At 63.8% G+C, this 24,073-nt stretch carries 19 protein-coding genes and 1 pseudogene; 11 read left to right on the top strand and 9 right to left on the bottom strand.

What is annotated here, in order from left to right:
- The 3 genes and pseudogenes from CAF78_RS28780 to CAF78_RS20985 form a co-directional block, all read left to right on the top strand.
- Positions 1-175 (top strand): annotated as a pseudogene (locus CAF78_RS28780) (glycine/betaine ABC transporter permease); the annotation flags it as partial.
- Positions 176-233: 58 nt separating this feature from the next.
- A complete protein-coding gene (gene proX, locus CAF78_RS20990; protein WP_085677578.1) occupies positions 234-1,262 on the top strand; it encodes a glycine betaine/L-proline ABC transporter substrate-binding protein ProX in 1,029 nt (342 codons plus the stop codon).
- 21 nt (positions 1,263-1,283) lie between these two features.
- Positions 1,284-2,318: a GlxA family transcriptional regulator gene (locus CAF78_RS20985; protein ID WP_085677577.1), complete on the top strand. Its 1,035-nt coding sequence runs from the start codon at positions 1,284-1,286 to the stop codon at positions 2,316-2,318.
- A gap of 233 nt (positions 2,319-2,551) precedes the next feature.
- Here CAF78_RS20985 and CAF78_RS20975 read toward each other — a convergent pair whose 3' ends face one another.
- Both CAF78_RS20975 and CAF78_RS20970 read right to left on the bottom strand, forming a co-directional pair.
- The gene (locus CAF78_RS20975; RefSeq protein WP_177408559.1) at positions 2,552-3,739 is read right to left on the bottom strand and encodes an MFS transporter; all 1,188 of its coding nucleotides are present in this window, start codon (positions 3,737-3,739) and stop codon (positions 2,552-2,554) included.
- 115 nt (positions 3,740-3,854) lie between these two features.
- The gene (locus CAF78_RS20970) at positions 3,855-5,234 is read right to left on the bottom strand and encodes an APC family permease (protein ID WP_085677574.1); all 1,380 of its coding nucleotides are present in this window, start codon (positions 5,232-5,234) and stop codon (positions 3,855-3,857) included.
- A 308-nt stretch (positions 5,235-5,542) separates the two neighbouring features.
- Between CAF78_RS20970 and CAF78_RS20965 the strand changes: the two genes are divergently transcribed.
- Positions 5,543-7,036 (top strand): aldehyde dehydrogenase, encoded by a 1,494-nt coding sequence (locus CAF78_RS20965; protein ID WP_085677573.1) that lies wholly within the window; start codon positions 5,543-5,545, stop codon positions 7,034-7,036.
- A gap of 1 nt (position 7,037) precedes the next feature.
- Here the strand turns inward: CAF78_RS20965 and CAF78_RS20960 are convergent, their stop codons facing one another.
- Positions 7,038-7,364, bottom strand: a complete 327-nt coding sequence (locus tag CAF78_RS20960; RefSeq protein WP_256573961.1) for a hypothetical protein — start codon at positions 7,362-7,364, stop codon at positions 7,038-7,040.
- 65 nt (positions 7,365-7,429) lie between these two features.
- Here CAF78_RS20960 and CAF78_RS20955 point away from each other — a divergent pair, with 65 nt between their 5' ends.
- On the top strand, positions 7,430-7,933 hold the full coding sequence (locus CAF78_RS20955) for a peroxiredoxin (protein ID WP_085677572.1): 504 nt from the start codon (positions 7,430-7,432) through the stop codon (positions 7,931-7,933).
- A 46-nt stretch (positions 7,934-7,979) separates the two neighbouring features.
- On the opposite strand, the gene CAF78_RS20950 is transcribed toward CAF78_RS20955, so the two are convergent.
- Complete coding sequence (locus tag CAF78_RS20950; RefSeq protein ID WP_085677571.1) at positions 7,980-9,545, bottom strand: DHA2 family efflux MFS transporter permease subunit; 1,566 nt, start codon at positions 9,543-9,545, stop codon at positions 7,980-7,982.
- Positions 9,542-10,678 (bottom strand): HlyD family secretion protein, encoded by a 1,137-nt coding sequence (locus CAF78_RS20945; RefSeq protein ID WP_085677570.1) that lies wholly within the window; start codon positions 10,676-10,678, stop codon positions 9,542-9,544. The genes CAF78_RS20950 and CAF78_RS20945 overlap by 4 nt, the downstream gene beginning before the upstream one ends.
- Positions 10,679-10,854: 176 nt before the next feature.
- On the opposite strand from CAF78_RS20945, the gene CAF78_RS20940 reads away from it, so the two are divergent.
- Entirely contained in the window at positions 10,855-11,796 is a 942-nt protein-coding gene (locus tag CAF78_RS20940) for a GlxA family transcriptional regulator (RefSeq protein WP_085677569.1), read from the top strand.
- Between the two features lie 85 nt (positions 11,797-11,881).
- Positions 11,882-13,159: a flavohemoglobin expression-modulating QEGLA motif protein gene (locus CAF78_RS20935; protein ID WP_085677568.1), complete on the top strand. Its 1,278-nt coding sequence runs from the start codon at positions 11,882-11,884 to the stop codon at positions 13,157-13,159.
- Here CAF78_RS20935 and CAF78_RS20930 read toward each other — a convergent pair whose 3' ends face one another.
- Together CAF78_RS20930 and CAF78_RS20925 are read right to left on the bottom strand one after the other, a co-directional pair.
- Positions 13,160-15,700 carry an HWE histidine kinase domain-containing protein gene (locus CAF78_RS20930; protein ID WP_085677567.1) on the bottom strand — a complete coding sequence of 847 codons (2,541 nt, stop codon included), beginning with the start codon at positions 15,698-15,700 and terminating at the stop codon, positions 13,160-13,162.
- 49 nt (positions 15,701-15,749) lie between these two features.
- Positions 15,750-16,694: a LysR family transcriptional regulator gene (locus tag CAF78_RS20925; protein ID WP_085677566.1), complete on the bottom strand. Its 945-nt coding sequence runs from the start codon at positions 16,692-16,694 to the stop codon at positions 15,750-15,752.
- A gap of 104 nt (positions 16,695-16,798) precedes the next feature.
- Here CAF78_RS20925 and CAF78_RS20920 point away from each other — a divergent pair, with 104 nt between their 5' ends.
- The 4 genes from CAF78_RS20920 to CAF78_RS20905 all read left to right on the top strand — a co-directional run bounded on the left by CAF78_RS20920 (position 16,799) and on the right by CAF78_RS20905 (position 21,767).
- Positions 16,799-17,551, top strand: coding sequence for an SDR family NAD(P)-dependent oxidoreductase (locus CAF78_RS20920; RefSeq protein WP_085677565.1), 753 nt, complete (start codon positions 16,799-16,801; stop codon positions 17,549-17,551).
- Positions 17,552-17,696: 145 nt separating this feature from the next.
- Complete coding sequence (locus CAF78_RS20915; RefSeq protein ID WP_085677564.1) at positions 17,697-18,320, top strand: dTMP kinase; 624 nt, start codon at positions 17,697-17,699, stop codon at positions 18,318-18,320.
- A 123-nt stretch (positions 18,321-18,443) separates the two neighbouring features.
- Positions 18,444-20,168: an amidohydrolase gene (locus CAF78_RS20910; RefSeq protein ID WP_085677563.1), complete on the top strand. Its 1,725-nt coding sequence runs from the start codon at positions 18,444-18,446 to the stop codon at positions 20,166-20,168.
- Positions 20,169-20,246: 78 nt separating this feature from the next.
- Positions 20,247-21,767 carry an FAD-dependent oxidoreductase gene (locus CAF78_RS20905; protein ID WP_085677562.1) on the top strand — a complete coding sequence of 507 codons (1,521 nt, stop codon included), beginning with the start codon at positions 20,247-20,249 and terminating at the stop codon, positions 21,765-21,767.
- 285 nt (positions 21,768-22,052) lie between these two features.
- Here CAF78_RS20905 and CAF78_RS20900 read toward each other — a convergent pair whose 3' ends face one another.
- Both CAF78_RS20900 and CAF78_RS20895 read right to left on the bottom strand, forming a co-directional pair.
- The gene (locus tag CAF78_RS20900; protein ID WP_085677561.1) at positions 22,053-22,919 is read right to left on the bottom strand and encodes a patatin-like phospholipase family protein; all 867 of its coding nucleotides are present in this window, start codon (positions 22,917-22,919) and stop codon (positions 22,053-22,055) included.
- Positions 22,920-22,999: 80 nt separating this feature from the next.
- Positions 23,000-23,938, bottom strand: a complete 939-nt coding sequence (locus CAF78_RS20895) for an AraC family transcriptional regulator (RefSeq protein WP_177408558.1) — start codon at positions 23,936-23,938, stop codon at positions 23,000-23,002.
- Positions 23,939-24,073 lie beyond the last annotated feature (135 nt).

Genomic DNA, 24,073 nt, shown 5'->3' with positions numbered 1-24,073 from the left:
CGTCGGTGGCGTCGGCCTGGTGCTGCTGGCGATCTTCCTCGACCGCCTGACCCAGGCCATGGGCGCGCGCACCAGCGCCGACCCGAGCCTGCGCTGGTACCACACCGGGCCGGTGGGCGTGGTCCTGCGCCTGTGCGGCGCGGCGCAACCGCAAGGGCGGCGCAAGACCGCCTGACTTAACCCCGTTCTATCTGCCGCATCCCGAAACAACAACCAGAAAAAGGTACGCGACGATGTCCGAGTTCAAGTTCCCCCGCCGTTTCCTGCAAGCCACCTGCGCCGTGGCGCTGGGCCTGGCCTGCCTGCACGCCAGCGCCTCGGCCGACAAGCCGGGTGAAGGGGTGAAGGTCACCCCGTCATTCCCGACCGTGGATGAAGAGCGCTTCCGTGGCGAAGTCGCCCTGCAGGGCCTGCGCGAGCTGGGCTACAACGTGCAGAAGCCCAAGGAAACCGAATACGCCACGATGATCCTGGCGGTCGGCTACGGCGATGCCGATTTCAGCGTCAACCTGTGGGACAAGCTGCACGGCAGCTTCTACCAGAAGGCCGGTGGCGACCAGAACATGGTCAAGGTCGGCGACATCCTGCCCGGCGTGCTTCAGGGCTACCTGATCGACAAGAAGACCGCCGACCAATACCACATCAAGTACATCACCGACCTGAAGAAACCGGAGATCGCCAAGCTGTTCGACACCGACGGCGACGGCAAGGCCGACATGACCGGCTGCAACCCGGGTTGGGGCTGCGAGCTGGTGATCGCCCACCAGATGAAGGCCTACGACCTGGAGAGCAGCATCCACGTCAACCAGGGCTCGTACTTCGCGCTGATGGCCGACACCATCACCCGCTTCAAGGAAGGCAAGCCGGTGTTCTATTACACCTGGATGCCACAGTGGGTGGCCGGCGTGCTGGTGGAGGGGCGTGACGTGGTCTGGCTCGAGGTGCCGAAAACCGACTTGCCGGGCGGCGACAACAGCGTCGACACGCTGTACCAGGGCAAGAACCTCGGTTTCGCCCTGGACAAGATCGAGGCCGTGATCAATCGCGATTTCGCCGAAAAGAACCCGGCTGCGGTGAAGTTCCTGTCGCTGATGCAGATTCCGGCAGCCGACGAGAGCGCGCAGAACCTGAAGATGCAGCACGGCGAGAAGTCCTACGCCGATATCCAGCGCCACACCCAGGAATGGATCGCGGCCCACCGTCAGGCCTTCGATGGCTGGCTGCAGGCCGCCCGTGCGGCGGCAATGCAAGCCAGTAACTAACCCCCCAGGCAGAGCAGAACCATGAACCAGTCAGTCGTCAGTCATCTCAGAAGCCGCAATTTCGCCCACCTGGCGCCGGATCACCGCCTCGCCACCGGCGCGGCCTTGCGCCGGGTCGGCTTCGTGCTGCTGGAGCAGTTCTCGATGATGACATTGACCTGCGCCATGGACACCTTGGCTGCCGCCAACCAGGTCAGCGTCAAGCCGCTGTTCGAGTTCGTGATGATCGGTGACGGTGCCCAGGTGCGCAGCGATTCAGGCATCGTCATCAGCATCGACCAGGCCCTGGCCGAACTGGAGGTGCGCAGCCTGGACTTTGTATTCGTCTGTGGCGGCTTGCGCGTGCCGCTCAAGCGCAACCCGCGCCTGCGCGGCAAGCTGCGCGAGGCCGACAGCCATGGTTGCCTGCTGGGCGGTTTGTGGAATGGTGCCTACTTCATCGCCGAGGCGGGCCTGCTCGACGACCATGATTGCGCCTGCCACGTGGAGGGGCGCGCGATGATGAGCGAGCTGTTCCCGGGCGTGCGGGTCAGCCGTGCCGGCCATGTGCTGGACCGCCGGCGGCTGAGCTGCGCCGGCGCCAGCAGTGCGCTGGAGATGATGCTGGAGCTGCTGGCCGGCCGTTACGGCAAGAGCCTGCTCGACGGCGTGGCGCAAATCGTCGCCGCCGACAAGCCCGCGCCGGCGTTGCCGAAGGTGGCGCCGCCGTTTCGGGTCGGCTTGCCGCAGAACCTCAACGAAGCGATCGAGCTGATGAGCAACAATATCGAAGAGCCGATTGCCATCGACGAGATCGCCCGGCATGTGAAACTGTCGCGCCGCCAGCTGGAGCGCTCTTTCCGCCAGCATGTGCAGTCGACACCGCTGACCTTCTATCTTGAGCTGCGCCTGGGGCATGCTCGGCAACTGCTGCAGCACACCGACAAACCGATGTCGGAGGTGGCCATTGCCAGCGGGTTTACCAGCTTCTCGTATTTCTACCGGCGCTTTCACACCTTCTTCGCCATGCCACCGCGCAAGTACCGGGCGATGAGCCGGGGCTGGGCGGTACATTGACCTGGCGCCTATCCTGTTGGGGTTGGACGACTATCAGGAGCGGGCATGAATCGAAACGAACTGCGCAAGGCGGACATCAACCTCATGGTGGTGTTCGAGGCCTTGATGCAAGAGCGCTGTAGGGGACGAGGTGTTCGCCGGGGTATTTTCAGTGCCTGTGCGATCGAGCGCCGCGCTGGCGGCGCTCGATTTATGCCCCCCTTGAAAACTCACGGCAGGCACCTGGCAAGAGCTCAATGCCCGCCTTTCATGCGGCGTGCCACCAGGTAGATCAGCAACCCCGCCATCGCCGTTGCCGCACCGATATACCCGGTGCTGGTCCAGCCCAGCCCAGCGCTGATGGCCATGCCGCCAAACCAGGGGCCCAGGGCGTTGGCCAGGTTGAAGGCAGCATGGTTCGATGCGGCCGCCAGGCTGGGCGCTTCATGGGCGATGTCCATCAGGCGGATCTGCAGCGGCGCGGCCAGGGCGATCATGGTGCCGACCAGGCCGATCCCCAACAGCACCGACCACAACGCGTGGGCGGCGAAGCTGAAGTACAGCAACACGGCCGCCGACCACACCAGCACAATGCCCACAGCGCGGAACTGCAGGCGGTCGAACAGCTTGCCGCCGGCAATGTTGCCGATGATGCCGCCAGCACCGAACGCGGCCAGGCCGAAGGGGATCCACTCCGGCGCCACCTGGGTCACCTGCAGCATGGTCGGCGCCAGGTAGCTGAACACGCAGAACATGCCGGCAAAGCCGATCGCGGCAATGCCCAGTGCCATCCACACCTGTGGCAGGGTAAAGGCTTGCAGTTCCTTGCGCGGGTCGCTGCGTGGTTCATCGTGGCGCTGTGGTACATAACGCCAGACCAGTGCGATGGTGCACAGGGCGATGGCACCGACCAGGATGAATGCCGAACGCCAGCCGAAGAACTGGCCGAGGAAGGTCGCCACCGGGTTGCCCAGCAGCATAGCCAGGGTCAGGCCCATCATCACCCTGGCCACGGCGCCGGCGCGCTGGTTGCTGGGCACCATGCTCGACGCCACCACGGCGGCGATGCCGAAGTAGGCGCCATGGGGCAGGCCGCTGATGAAGCGGAAAGCAACCATGCTGGAGAACGACGGGGCGAAGGCGGTGGCCAGGTTGCCGATGGCATACAGCGCCATGAGCAACAGCAACATGTGCTTGCGCAGCAGCTTGGCACCGAGGATGGCCAGCGCCGGGGCACCGACCACCACACCCAGCGCGTAGGCGCTGATGGCATGGCCGACTTGCGGCTCGCTCAACTGCAGGTTGCTGGCGATATCGGGCATCAGGCCCATGATGGCGAATTCGCCAGTGCCGATGGCGAAGCTGCCTAGCGCCATGGCAGCTTCCATCTTGCCGACGTCGCCCTTGGAAACGGCGAGTGACGGTAATTCCTGAACAGACATTGGGGTCCCTTGTGAAACATACTGAAACGTTTAACGGGGGATCATACCATTCAGGGGTGGAGATGGGCTTGGGGGCAGGGCGGCTGGCACGTCCCAGCCGCCCGGAGCTTCCCGTTCATTCAGCCATCTGCAACTCCGGCAACTTCACCCGAAACGCCTTGGTCAGCCCGAGCAGGCAGATGAACCCCGCGCCCATCCAGCACAACCCAATGGTAAAGGACATGCTCGACAGGCTGGTCCACAGCCAGATCGTGCTGAGGAACCCGAGGGCCGGAATGGCGCCATACAGCAGGCAGTTGCGCATCCCTCGCAACTGCTGGTCCACCAGGTAGTGCTTGACCACCGCCAGGTTCACCGCCGAGAAGGCGAACAGGGCACCAAAGCTGATCATGTTGGCCACGGTATCCAAGGTGATGAACAGCGCCACCAGTGACAGCAGGCTGACCAGCATGATCGCTGCCGCCGGCACGCGCTTCTTCGTCACCAGCTGGCCGAACACCCGCGGCAGTGCGCCATCGCGGCCCATGGCGAACAGTACCCGCGACACGCTGGCCTGGGACACCATCGCCGAAGCGAAGCAGCCGGCCACATAGGTCGCCGTGAAGGCGGTCACAAGGTATTCGCCCCCCACCCGGCGCATCACGTCCACCGAGGCCGAATCCGGGTCGGCAAAGCTGGCCCAGTCGGGGAACACCATCTGCGCGAAGTACGACACCACCAGGAACAGCAGCCCACCGATCAGCGACACCGCCATGATCGCCTGCGGTATGCGCCGGGTCGGGTTGCTGGTTTCTTCGGCCATGGTCGACACCGCATCAAAGCCGAGGAACGACAAACACAGCACCGCCGCCCCGGTCATGATCAGCGGCACGCTGAAGCCTTCATGGTGGAAAGGCGCCAGCAGCGATACCGGCGCGGCCTGGCTACCCACATGGCGTACCGACAGGGCGACGAACACCACGATGAACACCAGCTGCGCCACCACCAGGATCCAGTTGACCCGGGTGATCGACTCGATGCCGATCAGGTTGAGGAAGGTCACCAGGGCAATCGACCCGGCGACCCACACCCAGGCATGGATGGCCGGGAAGTACTCGGACATGTAGATGCCGATCAGCAGGTAGCTGAGCAGCGGCAGGAAAATGTAGTCGAGCAGCAAGGTCCAGCCGGCGATGAAGCCGAAGTGGCTGCCGAACGCCTTGCGCGTATAGGTATAGACGGAACCTGAGTAGGGATGGGCCTGGACCATGCGCCCGTAGCTGTAGGCGGTGAGCAGCATGGCGGCGAGGGTGAGGAGGTAGGCGATGGGCAGGTGGCCCTTGGTCATCTGGGTGACCAGCCCGTAGGTGGTGAAGACGGCGAGCGGGACCATGTAGGCGAGGCCGAACAGCACCAGCGCGGTCATGCCCATGGACTTTCTGAAACGACCTGAAGTGTTGCTCGGTGACGCAGGCTGATGGGGATGGGGCTGGGCTGTATTTGTTGTTGTATGCATGGCTGACTCCTGAAATGGGATGCAGGAAGCTGCAGTAGGCGATAAGGCTCGCTACTGGTAGGGGCGTTTGATCAGAGGCGTGGCTGGGGTGGGGCGGCTCGAATGCTCCCACACTCGGGGCGCCCTCGAAATCACCCTTTGGGGGGAGCATGCTGCGCCCGTCGTGTAAACCCTGGCGCCCGGCGCTGGCGAGTATTTTCCTCTGCAAGGGGCAGCAAAAAGCTGGTTTCGCCAGGCCTGCGGCTGGGCCAAGAATGTTCGCCAGACCCATAACAAGCGGACCGCACGGACGGTCGTCAGGAGTGTGTATGTACGATCTCGGATACTGGCAACAGCGCGCGGCAGGCCTGAGCTTGCGAGACAAGGCCCTGATCGGCGGCCGCCAGGTCGGTGCAGCCAGCGGAGCAACCTTCGACAGCATCAACCCCGCCACCCAGCAGGTCCTCGCCCGTGTCGCTGCCTGTGACCAGGCCGACGTCGACCTTGCCGTCAGCACGGCGCGCAAGGCGTTCGAGCAGGGGCCGTGGCCGCGCATGGCGCCCGGCGAGCGCAAGAAGGTGCTGCTGCGCCTGGCCGAGCTGATCATGGCCCACCGCGAAGAACTGGCGTTGCTGGACTCGCTGAACATGGGCAAGCCGGTCATGGATGCCTACACCATCGACGTACCGGGTTCGGCCCACGTCTTCGCCTGGTATGGCGAGGCGCTCGACAAGCTCTACGACCAGGTCGCCCCGACCGCCGCCAACGCCTTGGCCACCATCACCCGTGAAGCACTGGGCGTGGTCGCGGCCGTGGTGCCGTGGAACTTCCCGCTCGACATGGCCGCCTGGAAGCTTGCCCCGGCGCTGGCGGCAGGCAACAGCGTGGTCCTCAAACCCGCCGAGCAATCGCCGTTCTCGGCCTTGCGCCTGGCCGAACTGGCACTGGAAGCCGGCCTGCCGGAGGGTGTGCTCAACGTGGTCCCGGGCCTTGGCGAAACGGCGGGCCGTGCGCTGGGCCTGCACCCTGACGTCGATTGCCTGGTGTTCACCGGCTCCACCCAGGTCGGCAAGTACTTCATGCAGTACTCGGCACAGTCCAACCTCAAGCAGGTGTGGCTGGAGTGCGGCGGCAAGAGCCCGAACCTGGTGTTCGCCGACTGCCAGGACCTGGACCTGGCTGCCGAGAAGGCCGCCTTTGGCATCTTCTTCAACCAGGGCGAAGTGTGCTCGGCCAACTCGCGGTTGTATGTGCAGCGCTCGATCCATGACGAATTCATCGAACGCCTGCAGGCCAAGGCCCGCCAGTGGCTGCCAGGTAACCCGCTGGACCCGGCCAGCCGTGCGGGTGCCATCGTCGATGGCGAACAGACCACGCGCATCGCCCGGGCCATCGGCCTGGCCTCGGAGCAGGGCGCGCGCCTGGTCTGTGGCGGGCGACGCCTGACGATCGGGGCCTCGGACAATTTCATCGAGCCGACCATTTTCGCCGGCGTCGACAACGGCATGAGCCTGGCCCGGGACGAGGTCTTCGGCCCGGTGCTGGCGGTCAGTGCGTTCGATACCGAGGAGCAGGCCATCGGCCTGGCCAATGACAGCATCTACGGGCTGGCGGCATCGGTGTGGAGCGACGACCTGAACCGAGCGCACCGGGTGGCGCGTGCGCTCAAGGCGGGTACGGTATCGGTCAACACCGTCGATGCGCTGGATGTCACCGTGCCGTTTGGCGGTGGCAAGCAGTCCGGGTTCGGCCGCGACCTGTCGTTGCACTCGTTCGACAAGTACTCGCAGTTGAAGACCACCTGGTATCAGTTGCGCGGCTGATTTACAGGTTGCCCAGGAGCATCCCGAACTGGCGGTGCTCCCAGGTGCTCAACCACTCCACCGGGTTGCTGCCAAAGCCCTGAGCGGCTTCGAACACGTAGGCCCGGCCGCACGGGCTGAGGCAGCTGACGCAATAGGCCAGCGCGTTGTTGTCGTTGAACAGGGTGATTTGCCAGCCGTCACATTCCAGGCTCATCGGGCCACAGCCGATTTCTGCCCAGCTGGCATCGCCCAGGCGACGCACGGTGCGCACGCCCAGGGCGATGTCGCGCAGTAGCTGGCTGACTTCGCGACTGCTCAGTGGTGTGGGTGTGGGTGTGGGCATCATGTACCTGGCCTGATGGATTGCTGCATGATAGCAAGCTCGGCCATCCACTTACCCAGGAGACAGCGATGATCAAGCTCGGCGAGCAACTGCCCGACGTTACCCTTTACGAATACAACAACAGCGAGGGCGCCTGCCCGATCGGCCCGAATGCGTTCTCGGTGCGTGAGCGCTGCAAGCAGAAGAGAGTGGTGATCTTCGGTTTGCCCGGCGCCTTCACGCCCACCTGTTCCGAGCGCCACGTACCCGGTTACGTCGCAGCAGCACCGGATCTGTTCACGGCGGGTGTCGACGAGATTCTCTGCGTTTCAGTGAATGACGCCTTCGTCATGAACGCTTGGGGCAACAGCCTGCAGGTAGGCGACACGGTGAAGATGATCGGCGACGGCAATGGCGAGTTCAGTGAGGCGCTGGGGCTGATCCAGGACCTCTCGGCCCGTGGCCTGGGGCGGCGCTCGCAACGCTATGCCATGCTGGTCGACGATGGCGTGGTCAAGCACATTGCGGTGGAAGCACCTGGCAAGTTCGAGGTCAGCGACGCGGCGAGCATGCTGGCCGTGGTCAAGGCATGACGCGGCGGCGATGACCTGGCCGGCCCTGGCGGCTGCCTGGGCCGGGTCAATGTGCATCCGCCGACGGTTGCCGTGGTGGCTGGACCTTGCGCATCAACGGGACCAGTAGCGTGGCGATCGCGAAGCACACCATGATGACCAGGAAGGCGTCGGCGTACGTCATTGTCTGCGCTTCGCGCCAAGTCAATGCCCAGAGCTGATGCAGCGCAGTCTGGCTAGCTTGCGAGCTGTTCTGGCCCAGTGCCTGGGCGCCGTCACGCCATTGTTCGAGCCAGGTGTTCATGGTCTCGTTGCGAATGTTCAGGTGCTCGGCCAGGCGCAAGAAGTGCAGGTTGGTACGGTCATTGAGTATCGTGGCGCAGGCCGCGATGCCCAGCGCGCCGCCCAGGTTGCGCATCAGGTTGAACAAGCCAGAGGCGAGCTTCAGACGTGCCGGCGACAGCGCCCCCAGGGTCAGCGTGACCGTCGGCGGCACCGCCATTTGTTGTGCGAACCCTCGAATGGCCTGGGGCAACAACAGCTCCCTGGCACCCCAGTCATGGGTAATGGGCGTAAAGTCCCACATCGACAGGCCAAACAGTGCCAGGCCCAACATCAGTATCCAGCGCAAGTCCACACGGTTGGCGAGAAAGGCGTACACCGGGATCGCCAATAGCTGGAATACCCCTGTGGAGAACACCGCCAGGCCGATATCGAGGGCACCGTAACCGCGCACACGGCCCAGGAACAACGGTGTCAGGTAGATCGTGGCGAAGATCCCGATGCCGGTGATGAACGAAAACAGGCAACCCAGGGCAAAGTTGCGATCGCCCAGGGCATGCAGGTCGACGATGGGCTGCGCCACCCTCAGGCTGCGCCAGACGAACAGAACGCCACACAGGCCTGCCAGCCAGGCCGTGGTGGCAATCGTGCTGTCGCTGAACCAGTTCCAGCGTGGCCCTTCTTCCAGGGTGTACTCCAGGCAACCCAGAAACACTGCCATCAGGCCCATCCCCAGGTAGTCGGCGCCCTTGAGCAAAGCCAGGTTGGGCTGGTCGACCTTGACCAGCAGGGGGACAGCGACGGTGACGAAGATACCGGGCACCAGGTTGATGTAGAACAACCAGTGCCAGGACGAGACATCGGTGATCCAGCCGCCAACCGCTGGCCCCAGGGTTGGCGCGAGCGAGGCGATGGCGCCAATCACCGAGGCGGCAATCACCCGTTGCGGGCCGCTGAAGTAGATAAACGCCGTGGTGAACACCAGGGGGATCATCGACCCACCCAGAAAGCCTTGCAGCGCGCGGAATGCGATCATGCTCTGGATGTTCCAGGCCACTGCGCAGAGCAGGCTGGTCAAGGTAAAGCCCGCGGCCGAGGCGGCAAATAGCCAGCGCGTGCTCATCACCCGCGACAGCCAGCCTGAGAGTGGGATCACGATGATCTCGGCTATCAGGTAGGCCGTCTGCACCCAGGCGGTGTCATCCGCACCGGCAGACAGCCCACCCCCGATGTCCTTGAGCGATGCCGAGACAATCTGGATATCGATCAAGGCAATGAACATTCCCACACACATGGAGGCAAAGGCTGCCACCTTCTGGCGGGCGCTGAGCACCGGCAGTTCGCTGTTCATGGCTGGCTTGCCGTGGCGAGGCCCGCTGGCGTCTCGCGCGGGGCCTTGGTATCGATTTCGGCAAGCACCGAAAGGCCAGGGCGCAGGGCGCCGAAGTCGGCATCGCCATCTGCCAGGCGGACACGCACCGGCACGCGCTGCACGATCTTGGTGAAGTTGCCGGTGGCATTCTCGGGCGGCAACACACTGAACTGCGCGCCGGTGGCCGGCGCAATGCTCTCGACACGGCCGTGGAAGGTGCGCCCTGGCAGGATATCGGCCGTGATGCTGACGGCCTGGCCCACTTGCATGCGTGCCAGCTGGTCTTCCTTGAAGTTGGCGTCGACCCACAACCCGTGGGCCGGTACCACCGAAATCAGTTGGCTACCGGCTGCGGCATAGGCGCCGACCTTGGCTCGGCGATTGCCGACGTAACCATCGACCGGCGCACGCAGCTCGGTGTATTCGACATTGAGCCGGGCTTGCTCGCGGTCCGCTTCGGCCTGGGCCAGTGCGGCGCGTGCCTGTTGGCGTTGGGTGTCGATCACGGCCAGCTGCTGGCGTGCGGCCAGCAGGCCGGCTTGCGCGTGGACGCGATCGGCTTGCGCGGTTTTCCAGGCCGTGTCGACGCGCTGGGCGCTCTGCACCGAGACCGCCTGGCTTTGCACCAGGTTTTGATAACGCGTTCTGTCATCCATGGCCCGCTGGGCTTCGGCGCTACGCGCGTCGATCTGTGCTTTGGCCTGGCTGATGACCGCCTGTTGCAGCAGTTCGACCGCGTCCAGATTGGCCAGGCGCGCATGCTGCGCCGCTACGGCTCCTTCAGCTTTGGCCAAGGCGGCGTTGTAGTCGCGCACGTCGATCCGCGCCAACAGGTCACCCGCCTTGACGAACTGGTTGTCGACCACCGCGACTTCACTGATGTAGCCGGGGACCTTGGCGCTGATCACGGTCACCTCGGCGCCCACGTAGGCATCGTCGGTGTCTTCGATGAACCGGCCGCTGACCCACCAGTGGCTGGCGCAGGCCACGCCGGCAATGATTGCCAGCGTCAGGGCGCCCAAGCGCAGGGCAGCCGCTCGGCCAAAGGCTTTGACAGGCGCGGTGTCGCTGTCCAGGACCGCGCCGGGTTCGATGTCGACCTGAGCGTTCATGACGGTCAGTCCTCTGTCTGAGCTTGGCTAAGGAAGGGGGGGCCACCTGCTATCGGCCTCCCCGGATGACGGCGATTACGGCAAGGGATGTGCGCCGCGTCTGGATGACATCCTATTGCCTTGTGGTCATGCCTTAAATGTCATATAAGACACCTTTTAGGACATCGGGTATCCGTATGCACACCCTCGGTTTTGTCGTCCTTCCAGGCTTTCAGTTGATGGGGCTGACGGCGATCACAGCGTTCGAGATCGCCAACCTGACCCTGGGCAAGCCCGCCTACGAAGTCACACTGCTGTCGGAGGACGGGGGGCTGGTCACGTCTTCGGCGGGTATTCGCATCGAGACCCGCGCGTTGGGTGGTGGGCAGGTGTTCGATACCGTGATGTTCGGCTCCGGCACGTCGGTGATGCCGGTCACCACCGGCCTTGCCAGCTTTGTGCGCGCGTCGATGGACACTGCTCGTCGAGTTGCCGCGCCGTGTGTTGGCGCCTTCGTCCTGGCCGAAAGTGGCGTGCTCGATGGCCGGCGGGCAACGACCCACTGGCTGTTTGCCAAGCAACTGGAGGAGCGCTACCCCAAGGTCAAGGTCGAACCGGACCGGATCTACATCATCGATGGCCCTGTGTGGACCTCGGCAGGCATGACCGCAAGCATCGACCTGGCGCTGGCCATGATCGAGCAGGACCATGGCCTGGAAACCGCCCGGATCGTTGCGCGCAAATTGGTGGTCTATCACCGCCGGGCCGGTGGGCAGTCACAGTTTTCGGTGCTGTTGGACCTCGAACCCAAGTCCGATCGCATCCAGAAAGCCCTCGATTACGCCCGGCGCAACCTGAGAAACACCTTGAGCGTGGAAGAACTGGCTGGGGTTTCGCACCTGAGCCCCCGGCAGTTCAGCCGCGCGTTCACTGCCGAAACCGGTCAATCGCCGGCCAAGGCGGTGGAGCACCTTCGGGTCGAGGCGGCGCGAATGCTGCTCGAAGACAGCGGGCATTCCATCGAAGTCGTTGCCCGGGAGGCAGGCTTCGCCGACCGGGAAAGGATGAGGCGGGCGTTCTTGCGTACGATCGGTCAGACGCCGCAAATGATACGGCGCAGCGGCACACCGATGGGCTGAGGGCAGCTGCTGGCCCTGCGGCTACGCACAGAACGGGCACGGGCTAAGCTGTCGAGATGACGCTAGGTGACTCAAGGACACTGCCATGGGTACTGCCTCCTTGTCCGAGCTCGATGCCGCGCTGCCAGGACTTGCCCGCAAGATCCGCGTGCTCGATGCCCTGGCCTGGCCGGATGGCATCGAGCAGGTCTTCCTCAGCCAGTGGCGCGCCGGCAACGCGCAGTTGCCCCAGGTGCAGTTGCAGTCACGCGATCACGGTGCCGGTATCGCCGCGCTGGAGGCCTTTGTCGGGCAATGCGATCAGGGTCACCCGGCCGGGCGCTTCCTGGCGATGACCGCACGCAGCTATGCCACTGCGGGGCGCATGCTGGGGGCCATTGGCACCCCTGACTTCACGCGTTATTCCTCGGCGCTGTACCGGCGCCCGGACTTTCTCTACCCCAGGCAGCAACTGAGCATGCTCGATGCGGCCAGTTTCTTCCTCAAGACCACCGATGCACTGCTGGGGAGCGAGCAGATTCCGCCAACCGAGGCTGACATTCCGGCCGAAGACTTCGCTGCGTGGATGCAGCCGGAAATAGACCGCTTCTTTGGCGCGCAGCAGATCAGGATCGTGCTGGACCCCAACCTCGCCGCCAAGGCCATCGCCGGGTCCAGTCGCATTCGCCTGCGTGCTGGCGCCCTGTTCAGCGAGCTGGACAAGCAGCAACTGTTGCAGCACGAGGCCTTCGTGCATGTCGCCACCGCACAGAACGGCGCCCGCCAGGCCAACCTCAAGTGCCTGGGTCTCGGCGCGCCGCGTACCACCCAGACCCAGGAGGGCATTGCCACCCTGGCCGAGCTGTTCACCGGCAGCATGGACATCAACCGCCTGCGCCGTGTCGCCCTGCGTGCGCTGGCGGTGCAGCAGGCACTGGATGGCGCCGACTTCGTTCAGGTTTTCGAAGGGTTTGTGAACGCCGGGCAGTCGCCGCAAGAGTCGTTCCGCTCGACCCAGCGGATTTTCCGCGGTGCCGACCTGCGTGGCGGCTCAGCCTTTACCAAGGACGCCGCCTACCTGACCGGCTTGCTGGGTGTGCACACCTTGCTGCGCGTGGCGATCCGTGACAACCGGCCGGAACTGGTCGGCCATCTGTTTTCCGGGCGCCTGACCTTGGCCGATACCGTGCGCCTGGCGCCGCTGTTCGAGTCTGGCTGGCTCCAGGCACCGACCTATGTCCCGGCCTGGGCCTGCGACATGCGCAGGCTCGCCGCCAACCTGGCGTTTTCGGCCTTCATCGCCCAGATCAGGCTGGATGTGCTCGACCTGACGATGTTCATGGCCTTTGCCGACGAGCACGAAGCGGATGCCAGTGCCCCGTGATCACGGCGCGAGCAGGGTCTGCAGGCTGGCCAGAATGGCATTGGCATCGTAAGGCTTGCGGATCACCGTAACCTGCTGCAGATGCTGCGGAATGCTGACGCCATCGCCGTAGCCGGTGGCAAACAGGAACGGAATGCCCCGCCGCGCCAGCTCGTCGGCCACGCAGATCGATGTGCCGGTGCCCAGGTTGATATCCAGAATCGCAGCGTCGGGCGTGCGCTTGGCCAGCAGCAGCATCGCCTCACTCTCCGAGCTGGCCGTGATGACATGGCTGATTCGGGCATCGTTGAGTATCTGCTCCAGCCCCACGGCAATGACCAGTTGGTCTTCCAGAATCAGCACACAGGCATCCGCACGCGCTGCAAGCACGGTGCTCGGTTGCGGCAACGGCGTGGCTGGGCGCTGCACTGGCGGTGCAGCGGCCACCGAAAGGTGCCTGGCCGGAATCCGGAAAAAGCCCTGAAGGCCTTCGGGCAGGTATTCGACGTTGCTGGTGCCGCCCAGGTCGAACGGGATGCTGCGATCGATCAGCACCGTACCGAAGCCACGGCGGCTCGGTGGGCGAACCGTTGGCCCGTGACGCTCACGCCAGGTGATGTCACAGGCATTGCCCGCGTCGAGCGCCCAGCTGACACAGAGCCTGCCGCCGGCCCTCGACAGCGCCCCGTACTTGGCCGCGTTGGTCGCCAGTTCGTGCAACACCAGGGCCATCACCGAATAGGCGCGGGCGTCGAGAATCACATTGGGCCCGGCCAGCTCGATGGCCTCGGCCGAGGTGCGATAGGGCGACAGCTCGGCCTCGAGCAAGGTGGCCAGGCCGCCACCACCGTCGCCGCGCACCACTTGGTCGTGGGCCAGCGACAGCGCCTGGATGCGGCCCTTGAGCGTTGCCACATAGTCCTTGAGCGTCTGGCTCTCGGAGGTGGGGTGGGCCACCAGCGCGCCAATCAATGAAAGGATGTTCTTGACCCGGTGATTGAGCTCTTCATTGAGCATGCGCTGGCGGATTTCAGCCTTCGAGCGCTCGTTGGCCAGCAGCTCGCTGTTATGCAATGCAACCTCGACGATGGCCCGGCGAATGGCCTCGCCGAACTGCCGGTCCTGTTCGCTCCAGGGCAGCGACTGCTGGTGCACCGTCTCTTTCCAGATCGCGAAGCTCTTGCGCGGTGTCAGGCGGTCGCCCAGCGCGCCACTCTCGTAGGTCTTGTTCGGGTCGCCAGCCCAATCCAGCGTCTCGACCACTTCCTTTCGGAACAGCATGAGGTAATCCCTTGGCTGCTGCGACATCGGGATGATCAGCACGCCGGAGACTTCCGTGCAGTAGTCCCGGGCTGCAGGGAGCACCATCGAAAGCCGGTTGGATGCCCAGGTCTGGCCTTCGCTGACCCCCTGCGCCAGCCCCAGCAGGTCGGCGATGGCCGCCTTGGGCGGCGTCAGGCCGGTCGACGTCCAGCGCCCCTGCAGCGACATGCCGATGCCGTCGCACGGGATCAGCGACTGGAACTCGCCCAGGCGCGACTGGAAGAACGCCTCGATGTCGGGCGCATGGTTGGCGTCGCGCAGCAGCGCGTCCAGCGCCTTGTGGACATTGACAGCCGCTTCGAGGTTTTGCCGGGTACGCAGGGTTTCGATGTGCAGCGAAAAGAACTCGCCGAACATTTCCGCCGCCACCCGTTGCCCCATGGCCAGGGTGCGCGGTGCGTAATGGTGGCAGGCGATCAGCCCCCATAGCGCGCCACCGACGATGACCGAGATCGACATCGAGGCGCCCACACCCATGTTGTTCAGGTATTCGCAATGGATCGGCGAAACGCTGCGCAAGTGCGCGTAGGAGAGGTCCAGGGGTTCACCTGACGGGTCCAGCAGCGGGTCGATGACCACCGTCTTGAACTGGACGTCGGAGATGACCCGGATCGGGTTGCGCAGGTACAGGGCGCGGGCTTGCTGGGGGATGTCGGACGCCGGGAAGTACTGGCCGAGGAAGCTTTCCAGGTCGCCACGCTTGGCCTCCGCCACGACCTTGCCAGCGCCGTCGGCACCCAGCTGGTAGATCATCACGCGGTCATAACCGAGCACCGCACGCACGTAACGGGCGGCGTCGCGGAACAGTTTGTGGGTCTGGTCGACGTCGCGCAGCTGGGCGATCAGTGTGCGTGCCAGTTCGATGGGCTCGGCAATGCTGGCGCCGGCGGGCTCGAACTCGATGATCGCGGTGCCCTTGAACACGTGGGCCGAAACATCGAACGCACGGCCTGAAGGCAGCTGCACGCTGAACGTCTGCGATGGCCGCGCGCCTTCGCGGGTGCGGGCCAACGAGTTGCGCAGGGTGTGCGCCACCTCATCACCGAGCACGGCGTTCAGCTTCTGGCCATTGATGGCGCCCGTGACGCCAAGCATCTGTGGCAGATTCACCGAATGGCGCAGCACGACCGTCGCTGACGCATCGCAGGCGAGCAGGCAGCCGTGGGGTTGAATGCTGCCGGGAACCTGGATCGGCTCGCGATCGCAGTTGGTCAGGTTTACCTGGGGGTCGAAGGTCATTGGGCCCGCGCCTGAAAAGGGAGAGAAATACCTGACTTACAGTACAGCATCAACTGGCAGAGTCGGTGGCAAGCCTCGACGCCTGCAATTGCCACTGCGGATTGGACAACCGCTCGACGAAAAAATCGGCCAGCGCCTGGACCTTGCGCGGCCGTGTGCGCGCCGACGGGGTCACGAAATACAACCCACCCTGGGTCATGTGCCATTCGGGCAGCAGGTGTTCAAGGCGGCCGTCGGCCAGGTATTCGGCGGCGATGAATTCCGGTAGCTCGGCAATCGCAAGGCCCGCCAGCAACGGCGGGATCAGGGCATCCGAGTTGGTCACCCGCAGCGGCCCGCGGGGCACCACGTCGTGCTCGCTGCCGTCGCCGTGGCTGAAGCGCCAGACCTGGCTGCGGGCGCGGTAGGCGTAACTCATGCAAGCGTGGCCAGCCAGCTCGCGCGGGTGCGCGGGCTGGCCATGGCGGGCAAGGTAGGACGGCGCGGCCACCAGGTACTGGCTGACCGAACAGATGCGCCGCGCCACCAGCGATGAGTCGGGCAGGGCGGCGATGCGCAAGGCTGCGTCGAATCCCTCGGCGACCAGGTCGACGGTCGAGTCGGACAGGTGCAGGTCGAGCTCCAACCCCGGGTATTGCGCCAACAGCTCAGGCAGCAGCGGCGCGACCCAACGCAAGCCGAAGGCCATCGGCACAGCCAGGCGCACCAACCCGCGAGGCTGCACCGACAGCTCTTGGGCCTCGCTTTCCATTTCTTCGGCCTGGCGATACAGCGCGCTGGCTTGTTCGACCATCCGCTGGCCGAACTCCGTCAGCGAGAGCTGGCGTGAGGTGCGGTTGAACAGGCGTGCACCCAGGCGCTCTTCGAGGCGCGCGACTGCGCGCGACACCGTGGGAACTGACACGCCCATGGCCCGGGAGGCGGCGGCGTACGAGCCTTCTTCGGCCACTTTGGCGAACATCGCCAGGCCTTCGAAATCCGGAATTCTTGGCATTTAATTTCTGCAACGATGGCTTTCAAATGATTCTATTTTGAAATGATCCGCCAGTCGATACGCTTCTCCCCACAGCCACTCACCACCTCAACGGGAGAAACACCATGAGCAAGAAACTTGAAGGCAAGATCGCACTGGTCACTGGCGGCACCACCGGCATTGGCCTGGCCACGGCAAAACGCTTTGCCGAGGAAGGTGCCCACGTGTACATCACCGGGCGCCGCCAGGCGGAGCTGGACAAGGCGGTGGCACTGGTGGGCAACGCTACCGGTATTGCGGTGGACTCCACCCGGCTGGAGCAACTGGATCAACTCTATGCCCGCATCGGCCAGGAAAAGGGCCGCCTGGATGTGCTGTTCGCCAACGCTGGTGGCGGCTCCATGCTGCCATTGGGCGACATTACCGAGGCCCACTACGACGACACCTTCGACCGTAACGTGAAAGGTGTGCTGTTCACTGTGCAAAAGGCGCTGCCGCTGCTGGCGCAGAACGCATCGATCATTCTGACCGGCTCGACCGCTGGTAGCTCGGGCACTGCGGCATTCAGCGTGTACTCGGCGTCCAAGGCCGCCGTGCGGGCCTTTGCCCGTAGCTGGATTCTGGACCTGAAGGACCGCGCAGTGCGGGTCAACACCCTGAGCCCGGGCGCAACGCGTACGCCAGGGTTGGTCGACCTCGCCGGGCCGGATGCCGCGCAACAGCAGGGCCTGCTGGATTACCTGGCCGCTCAGGTGCCGCTGGGGCGAGTAGGGGAGCCGGTCGAAATCGCCAATGCTGCCGTGTTCCTGGCCAGCGATGACGCCAGCTTCGTCAACGGCGCCGAGCTGTTCGTGGACGGTGGCCAGGCGCAGATCTGACCCTCAGGAAGGCGGTTTACAGGGCGGAGTACAAATGTACTCCGCCCGGTAAACCGCCATCAGGCTGACAAGCGAGACTGTGGCCTGCTTTGCGTGCATCATGTTCATCTCTGTATCCACACCTGCTTGCACGCAGTATTGAAAAATGAAACGTCCGCTATTTGTTGCACTTGATGGCCCCAAGGGCACTGGCAAGACCACGCTGCTGGAGGCCATCACCCAGGCATTGAGGGCTGATGGCAGGAAGGTGATCCGGCTTTGCGAGAAGAAAAGCGACCCCTTCAGGGGGGAAACCATGGCGTTGGTCAACAGGCTCGTGAGAAGCCCCTGTCAGGACCTGGAACGGAAGGTCTGTGCGCGCCTGGCCGATAGCCGTGCCTGGATTTCCCGCAACGTGCTGCCCAGGCAACCTGCCGACAGCATCATCCTGATCGATCGCTGGTACCCCTCCGATGCCGCCTTTCGCCGGGCAGTCCCGTTTGCCGAAATCCTGCGAATGAACCACGAGCGCAACGTGCAAGTGCCAGACCTGCATGTCGGCGTGGTCACATCGCCTGATACGTCGTGGGCAAGGGCGGCGGCCCGCACGCGCGGGCTGGGCAGTACGGTGATCCACAAGCTGGATGAACAGATCGCCTGTACCGAAGCCTTCGAACGGGCGGTGGCGGAGCAAGGTTGGGTGCTGTGCCGCAATGAAGGCACGATCGCGCAGGCGACCAACCAGGTGGTTGCCGAGATCCAGCGGGTGCTTCACGCAGTGCGCGCTTGAGCTGCTTTACGCCGGCTTGAAGATTGTTTCCTGATTGCAAAAAAAGTTGTGCCTGCCTTCGCATTTAACCGACCTGGCGGCTTGGCTAGGCTGCGCCTCGATAAAAAAACAACGAGGCCTCGAATGAACAAGCAGCTCCTGAAAATGGCGATTACAGCGGGACTGGCCTGCACCTCTTTGCCCGGGCTCGCGGCAGTGGATGTGATCCTGCATAACGCCAAGGTCTATACCGCCGAGCCAGGCCAGCCTTTGCAGCAGGCCGTTGCCGTCGAAGGCGAAAGGATTGTTGCCGTGGGCGCTGATCAGGACGTGCTGCGCCTGAAAAGCAACACTACGCAAGTGATCGACCTTGGCGGCAAGGTGTTGATGCCGGGCATGCTCGATGCCCATTCCCATGCCATCAAGGGTGGGCTGCAGCTGGAACTGGCCAACCTGGCGGGCGAGCAGGTTCCGCTCGATGAACTGGAGCAGCGCCTGCGCGAGTGGCGCGACAACGGTAAAGCCCGGCGTGGCGAGTTCCTTTCTGTCGGGGGCGTGCCAGGCACCTACTGGGATGATATTGCCGCCCTCGAGCAGCGCTTCAACCATGGCGAATGGGCCGGGCAGCCAATCCTCTTCGCCGCCAACGACATGCACACCGGTTGGGCCAACCAGGCCATGCTCAAGCGCGCCGGGATCGACGCCAGGACCCTTGCCGCGTTGCCCGCCGATGCCCGCAACACGATCGGCCAGCACCCTGATGGCTCCCCCAACGGCTTCCTCGCCGATGCCAGCTATTACCCGGTCACCGAGCTGTTGCCGCCACTGAGCCATGAAGTGCTGATGACCGCAGGCCGCATGGCCCTGAACTACTACAAGCAACTGGGCATCACCGGCTGGATGGACCCGCTGGCCAACGAGTTGCCTGGGGCTGACGTGAACAACGACTCCCTCGGCTTGCTGCCGGTGTACAAGGACCTGTCCGAGCGCGGCGAACTCACCGTCCACGTCGCGGCGCTGCTGATGGCCAGTTCCAAGGCGCGCCCATCCGACCTGGACGAGCTGGACAAGGTGCGTCAGCAGTTTCTGGGGGTGCATAACCTCACCTTGCCGGGGATCAAGGTCTTTGCCGACGGCGTGGCCGAAGCCCCGGCGCAAACTGCTGCGATGCTCGAACCCTACAAGAACTCGGGCATGCGCGGCGAGCTGCTGCTGGACCCGGCAACCTTTGGCGAGCTGGTCAGCGCGGCAGACGCGCGTGGCTGGCTGGTGCACGTGCATGCCATCGGCGACCGCGCGGTGCGCGAGGCGCTCAACGGCATTGCCCAGGCCCGGCATGATCGCGACAGTGGTATTGCGCACTCGATCACCCACCTGCAGATGGTCAGCCCGCAGGATTACCCACGCTTCAAGGCGTTGAACGTGATTGCGGCGATGCAGCTGTACTGGGCGGCTGCCGATGAGTCGAACATGGCGCTGGTGAAGCCCTATGTCGACGCCATGGCCTTCATGCATACCTTCCCGGCTCGCTCGCTGCTAAAGCATGGCGCGACCCTAGCGGGCGCAAGCGACTGGCCGATCACCACGCCGGAGCCGTGGAAAGCCATTTACCAGGCGGTAACCCGTAAAGGGCCGAAGGGCGTGCTCAATGCGGCCGAAACCATCGACCGCGAGCAGATGTTCCAGGCCTACACCCTCAACGCCGCCAAGGCCATGCGCCTGGACCAGCAGGTGGGGTCGCTCAAGGTCGGCAAGCAGGCCGACATGATCGTCCTCGATCGCGACGTGCTGACCGTTGCGCCGCAAGCATTACGTGACACCCAAGTCGAACAGACCTGGTTCGCGGGCAAGCAGATCTACGCCCGCTGAAGGGCCCGTGTATCGTTGACTTTGCCTGGACTCAGGCACATTAATGGCTGTGTAGTCATTCATGTGCGAGATGAGATCATGGCGCACACCGACGTTCTCATTGTTGGCGCCGGCCCGACCGGGCTGGCGCTTGCACTCTGGCTTACCCGGCAGGGCGTCGCGGTCAGGATCGTCGACAAGAGCAGCGGCCCCGGCGAAGCGTCCCGCGCCATGGCGGTTCAGGCCCGCACGCTGGAGCTTTATCGCCAGCTCGGCCTGGCCGAGGCGGTGATCGAGGCCGGCTATAAAACCCCTGCCATGAACCTGTGGGCCCGCGGCCGCCGCCGGGCGCGCATCCCCTTGCAGGATGCGGGCGCAGCCATTTCAGCGTATCCCTTCGTGCTGATCTATCCCCAGGATCGCCATGAGCGCTTGCTGGGGCAGCAGCTGCATGCACTCGGCGTGGACGTGCAATGGCAGACCGAACTGCTGTCGTTCGAAGAGGGGGACAGCCATGTCACGGCCATCCTGAAGCAGGCCGATGGGCAAGAAGAGGCCTGCACTGCGGCTTACCTGGCGGGCTGCGACGGCGCTCGTTCGCGGGTTCGGCATGCGCTCGGCAGCGGTTTCGAGGGTGGCACCTACAAGCAGCTTTTCTACGTAGCGGATGTCAGGGTAACGGGTGTCGAACCTGCGGGTGAGGCACACATTGCGTTTGATAGATCCGACTTTGTACTGCTCCTGTGCTACGGCGAAAAGAACCAGTACCGGCTGATTGGCACCGTGCGAGACGAGCGCGCCGAGCACCCTGAACATCTGACGTTCGCCGACGTTGGCCATGATGCCATCAACGGCTTGAACCTGCAGATCACCGAGGTGAACTGGTTTTCCAGCTACCGCGTTCACCATCGTGTCACCAATCATTTCCGCCGTGGCAGGGCGTTTCTGCTTGGCGATGCTGCGCATGTCCACAGCCCGGCAGGCGGGCAGGGCATGAACACCGTCATTCTCGACGCGAACAACCTGGCCTGGAAGTTGGCCGCGGTGCTCAAAGGCAAAGCCCCCGATGCGCTGCTCGACAGCTACCAGACCGAACGCCAGGCGTTCGCCCGCAAGCTGGTGGAAACAACCGACAAACTGTTCACCTTGGTGACCGCTCAAGGCGGGTTTGCCGATTTTGTGCGCACGCGCATCGCGCCGGCGGTCGCCAGCGTTGCGTACAAGCGTGAAAGCGTGCGGGAGTACCTGTTCCGCGTGGTGTCGCAAACCCGCCTTGATTACCGCGACAGCCCGCTGAGCCAAGGCAAGGCCGGTGAGGTTCAGGGCGGTGATCGCCTGCCGTGGCTGCCCGTAGCGGATAACTACGCCTCACTCACAGCCATCGAGTGGCACGTGCATCTGTACGGCGAAGCCAACGCAGACCTGGCCCATTGGTGCGCGAAGCAGGGCATTGCCTTGCATGTTTTCGCTTGGGAACCTGTGTACGAGCAAGCAGGTGTTGCCAGAAATGCGGCTTATCTGTTGAGGCCTGATAGCTATGTTGCACTGGCTGACCCTGAGGGGGACTCATCTGTATTGAGCCAATATTTTATGACGCACGGCATCATGCTTTCTGCCTGAAGCGCACGTCTCAGCGCTTGCCTGCGCCTTGGAACAGGAATTGCTGTGAGCCTGCAAGACTCCTCAACGTGGGTAATACGGCAATGCTCTTTGAAGACCACTGCTTGATGTTCCTGGTCGCCGTAGCCGTGCTAGCCGTGGATGCAGTGGCCATCGTCACGTACCTGAGCGCTGGCCCATGTTCGGGTTTTCGCCACCCTATATCGGGTCAATGGGCAGGGTTGGGTGACTGGCTGGATGGAAACGGAGGAACCGGAGGTACAGGCGGCAAAGCCTGAACGCCCGTCAGTGCTCATGGGCGTGGGAGTGAACGGTCAGAGCACCCGGCACCTTGGTTCGCTCGAGCCCGCCGTGCTCCAGCCATCGAAGCGTTTGCTCATAGGCACGCGCCAGCAGGGCTTCGGTCTGGTTGAAATTGAACACCGAGACATCGACAGGACACAGTGGCGGAACGATGTGCAGGCTGGTCAGCGTACGGAAGTGTTCGATGTCGCTCACCAGCTGGCGCATGCTCATCAGGTTGACGGTGTGCAGGGCCAGGGCCACCAGCCCCTTGGGTGGCTGTGTCAGGGCACAGCTGAATCCCGTGGGGATGACCACGACCTTGTTGGCGCCCAGGGCCACGGCTGTGGAAATGGGCGTGTTGCTCGCCACGCCGCCATCCACCAGGAACTGCTCGCCGATTTGCACGCTGGGGAACACCAGCGGGATGGCGGCGCTGGCCAGTAGCGCTTGCTCGAGCTCACCGCTGGATAACACCGTCTCGGCACCACTGAGCAAGTCGGTGGTGACAATATGCAAAGGCAGCTGCGCATCCTCGATACGGTGAATCGGCAGCGCCTGGCCAAGCAACCGGTGTAGCGCTGCCGGCTGGAGCAGGTAACCGCGCCGTTTGATCAACCCTCTACAGGTATCGAGCCAGGACAGGGGGAAGATGTCCGTTCGATTCAGGCCCCGCCAGAAACTGGCGAGCGTCTCCACACCTTCAGCGTTGGGCCGGGCGGCAAAGTAGGCACCATTGATTGCGCCCACCGAAGCACCGATGACCCTGTCGAATTGAACATTGGCCTCGACCAGAGCCCTGAGCATTCCAACTTGCACTGCGCCCAGGCTGCCACCACCCGCGAACACGATTGCGGTTTGCGTCGTCATGGCGGCAGCCTCTGTGCAGACTTGTGTCGACTGAGTGTAGTTGGTGCCCTGACGGTTCTGCATCCGTAAGTGCAGAGAGCCTACGAAGCGCCGCCCGCTGATCGTCCCGCACCTTGGCGTAATTCCGCGATGTCGCGTTTTGGCGGCGTACCAAACTGACGGCCATACTCGCGGCTGAACTGCGAGGGGCTTTCATAGCCGACCTTGAAGGCAGCGGTGGCAGCATCCAGGTGCTCGTTGAGCATCAACCGTTTCGCCTCGTTCAACCTTAGCCATTTCTGGTACTGCAGCGGGCTCATGGCGGTGAGCTGACGGAAATGCTGATGGAAGGTCGAGAGCCCCATCTGCACCCGAGAGGCCAGCTCGTCCACGCGCAGAGGCGCGGCATAGTTCAGCTTCATCCAGTCGATAGCCTTGGCAATTCGATGACCTTTGCTGCCCACGGAGGCGATATGGCGCAGCAGGGGGGCCTGGTCACTCAACAGCAACCGATAGTGGATCTCTCGTTGAATCAGCGGCCAGAGCACGGGTATCGCATTCGGCTCCTCAAGCAGCTGGATGAGACGGGCGAAGCTCTCGAACAATTTCGGGCTCAGTCTGCCCACGCCAGCGCTGCTGTGGAACGACTGGCCAGCCGCAGGAAGCCGGCCATCCTGGGCGATCAGCTCCGCCAGTGTGCGCAGGTCGAGCTTGAACACCAAGCCGAGACAGGGCGTTGCATCGCTGGCCATGGTCACCGCTGAGTGGGCAGGGATGTTCAGCGAAGTGACCAGGAAGCGAGTCGTATCGTAGGGGAAAACGTCGCTGCCGATGACCATTTCCTTGGCGCCCTGCACGACCAGCACGATGCTCGGCTCGATGATGCAGGTGATCGGTGGGGCTGGCGCGTTACGCCGGTAGACGCTCAGGTCTGCAAGGCTCGTCGCGAAATCGCCAGCAGTGGGCGCGAGGGCGCCGATGACCCTGCACAGGGTAGCCAGTGGGTTCGTGCTTGACGGCAGTGGTGCGCTAATGGCCATTGCGAAGGTTCCGATCATCGTATGGCAAAACACTACTGCCAGGTCACTTCAGCTGTCCATGCCCGGTGGGCAGGGGCTGGACAATCAGGCAAGAAAACTACCCGTTTGCTCTACTGATTGACCGGTTTACGCGAG

Origin of the sequence: Pseudomonas sp. R28(2017), assembly GCF_002112505.1 — a bacterium.
Classification (GTDB): Bacteria; Pseudomonadota; Gammaproteobacteria; order Pseudomonadales; family Pseudomonadaceae; genus Aquipseudomonas.
The sequence above is the reverse complement of the archived record's forward strand: the minus strand, read 5'-3'. Positions and strand labels throughout refer to the sequence as shown.

Excerpts from the sequence above, each read along its gene's own strand:
- CAF78_RS20895 (WP_177408558.1), bottom strand. The coding sequence starts at position 23,938 with ATGGCCATTAGCGCACCACTGCCGTCAAGCACGAACCCACTGGCTACC.
- CAF78_RS20970 (WP_085677574.1), bottom strand. The coding sequence starts at position 5,234 with ATGCATACAACAACAAATACAGCCCAGCCCCATCCCCATCAGCCTGCG.
- CAF78_RS20925 (WP_085677566.1), bottom strand. The coding sequence starts at position 16,694 with ATGCCAAGAATTCCGGATTTCGAAGGCCTGGCGATGTTCGCCAAAGTG.
- CAF78_RS20915 (WP_085677564.1), top strand. The coding sequence starts at position 17,697 with ATGAAACGTCCGCTATTTGTTGCACTTGATGGCCCCAAGGGCACTGGC.
- CAF78_RS20945 (WP_085677570.1), bottom strand. The coding sequence starts at position 10,678 with ATGAACGCTCAGGTCGACATCGAACCCGGCGCGGTCCTGGACAGCGAC.
- CAF78_RS20950 (WP_085677571.1), bottom strand. The coding sequence starts at position 9,545 with ATGAACAGCGAACTGCCGGTGCTCAGCGCCCGCCAGAAGGTGGCAGCC.
- CAF78_RS20900 (WP_085677561.1), bottom strand. The coding sequence starts at position 22,919 with ATGACGACGCAAACCGCAATCGTGTTCGCGGGTGGTGGCAGCCTGGGC.
- CAF78_RS20940 (WP_085677569.1), top strand. The coding sequence starts at position 10,855 with ATGCACACCCTCGGTTTTGTCGTCCTTCCAGGCTTTCAGTTGATGGGG.
- CAF78_RS20930 (WP_085677567.1), bottom strand. The coding sequence starts at position 15,700 with ATGACCTTCGACCCCCAGGTAAACCTGACCAACTGCGATCGCGAGCCG.
- proX (WP_085677578.1), top strand. The coding sequence starts at position 234 with ATGTCCGAGTTCAAGTTCCCCCGCCGTTTCCTGCAAGCCACCTGCGCC.
- CAF78_RS20910 (WP_085677563.1), top strand. The coding sequence starts at position 18,444 with ATGAACAAGCAGCTCCTGAAAATGGCGATTACAGCGGGACTGGCCTGC.
- CAF78_RS20935 (WP_085677568.1), top strand. The coding sequence starts at position 11,882 with ATGGGTACTGCCTCCTTGTCCGAGCTCGATGCCGCGCTGCCAGGACTT.
- CAF78_RS20965 (WP_085677573.1), top strand. The coding sequence starts at position 5,543 with ATGTACGATCTCGGATACTGGCAACAGCGCGCGGCAGGCCTGAGCTTG.
- CAF78_RS20960 (WP_256573961.1), bottom strand. The coding sequence starts at position 7,364 with ATGATGCCCACACCCACACCCACACCACTGAGCAGTCGCGAAGTCAGC.
- CAF78_RS20985 (WP_085677577.1), top strand. The coding sequence starts at position 1,284 with ATGAACCAGTCAGTCGTCAGTCATCTCAGAAGCCGCAATTTCGCCCAC.
- CAF78_RS20905 (WP_085677562.1), top strand. The coding sequence starts at position 20,247 with ATGGCGCACACCGACGTTCTCATTGTTGGCGCCGGCCCGACCGGGCTG.
- CAF78_RS20955 (WP_085677572.1), top strand. The coding sequence starts at position 7,430 with ATGATCAAGCTCGGCGAGCAACTGCCCGACGTTACCCTTTACGAATAC.
- CAF78_RS20975 (WP_177408559.1), bottom strand. The coding sequence starts at position 3,739 with ATGTCTGTTCAGGAATTACCGTCACTCGCCGTTTCCAAGGGCGACGTC.
- CAF78_RS20920 (WP_085677565.1), top strand. The coding sequence starts at position 16,799 with ATGAGCAAGAAACTTGAAGGCAAGATCGCACTGGTCACTGGCGGCACC.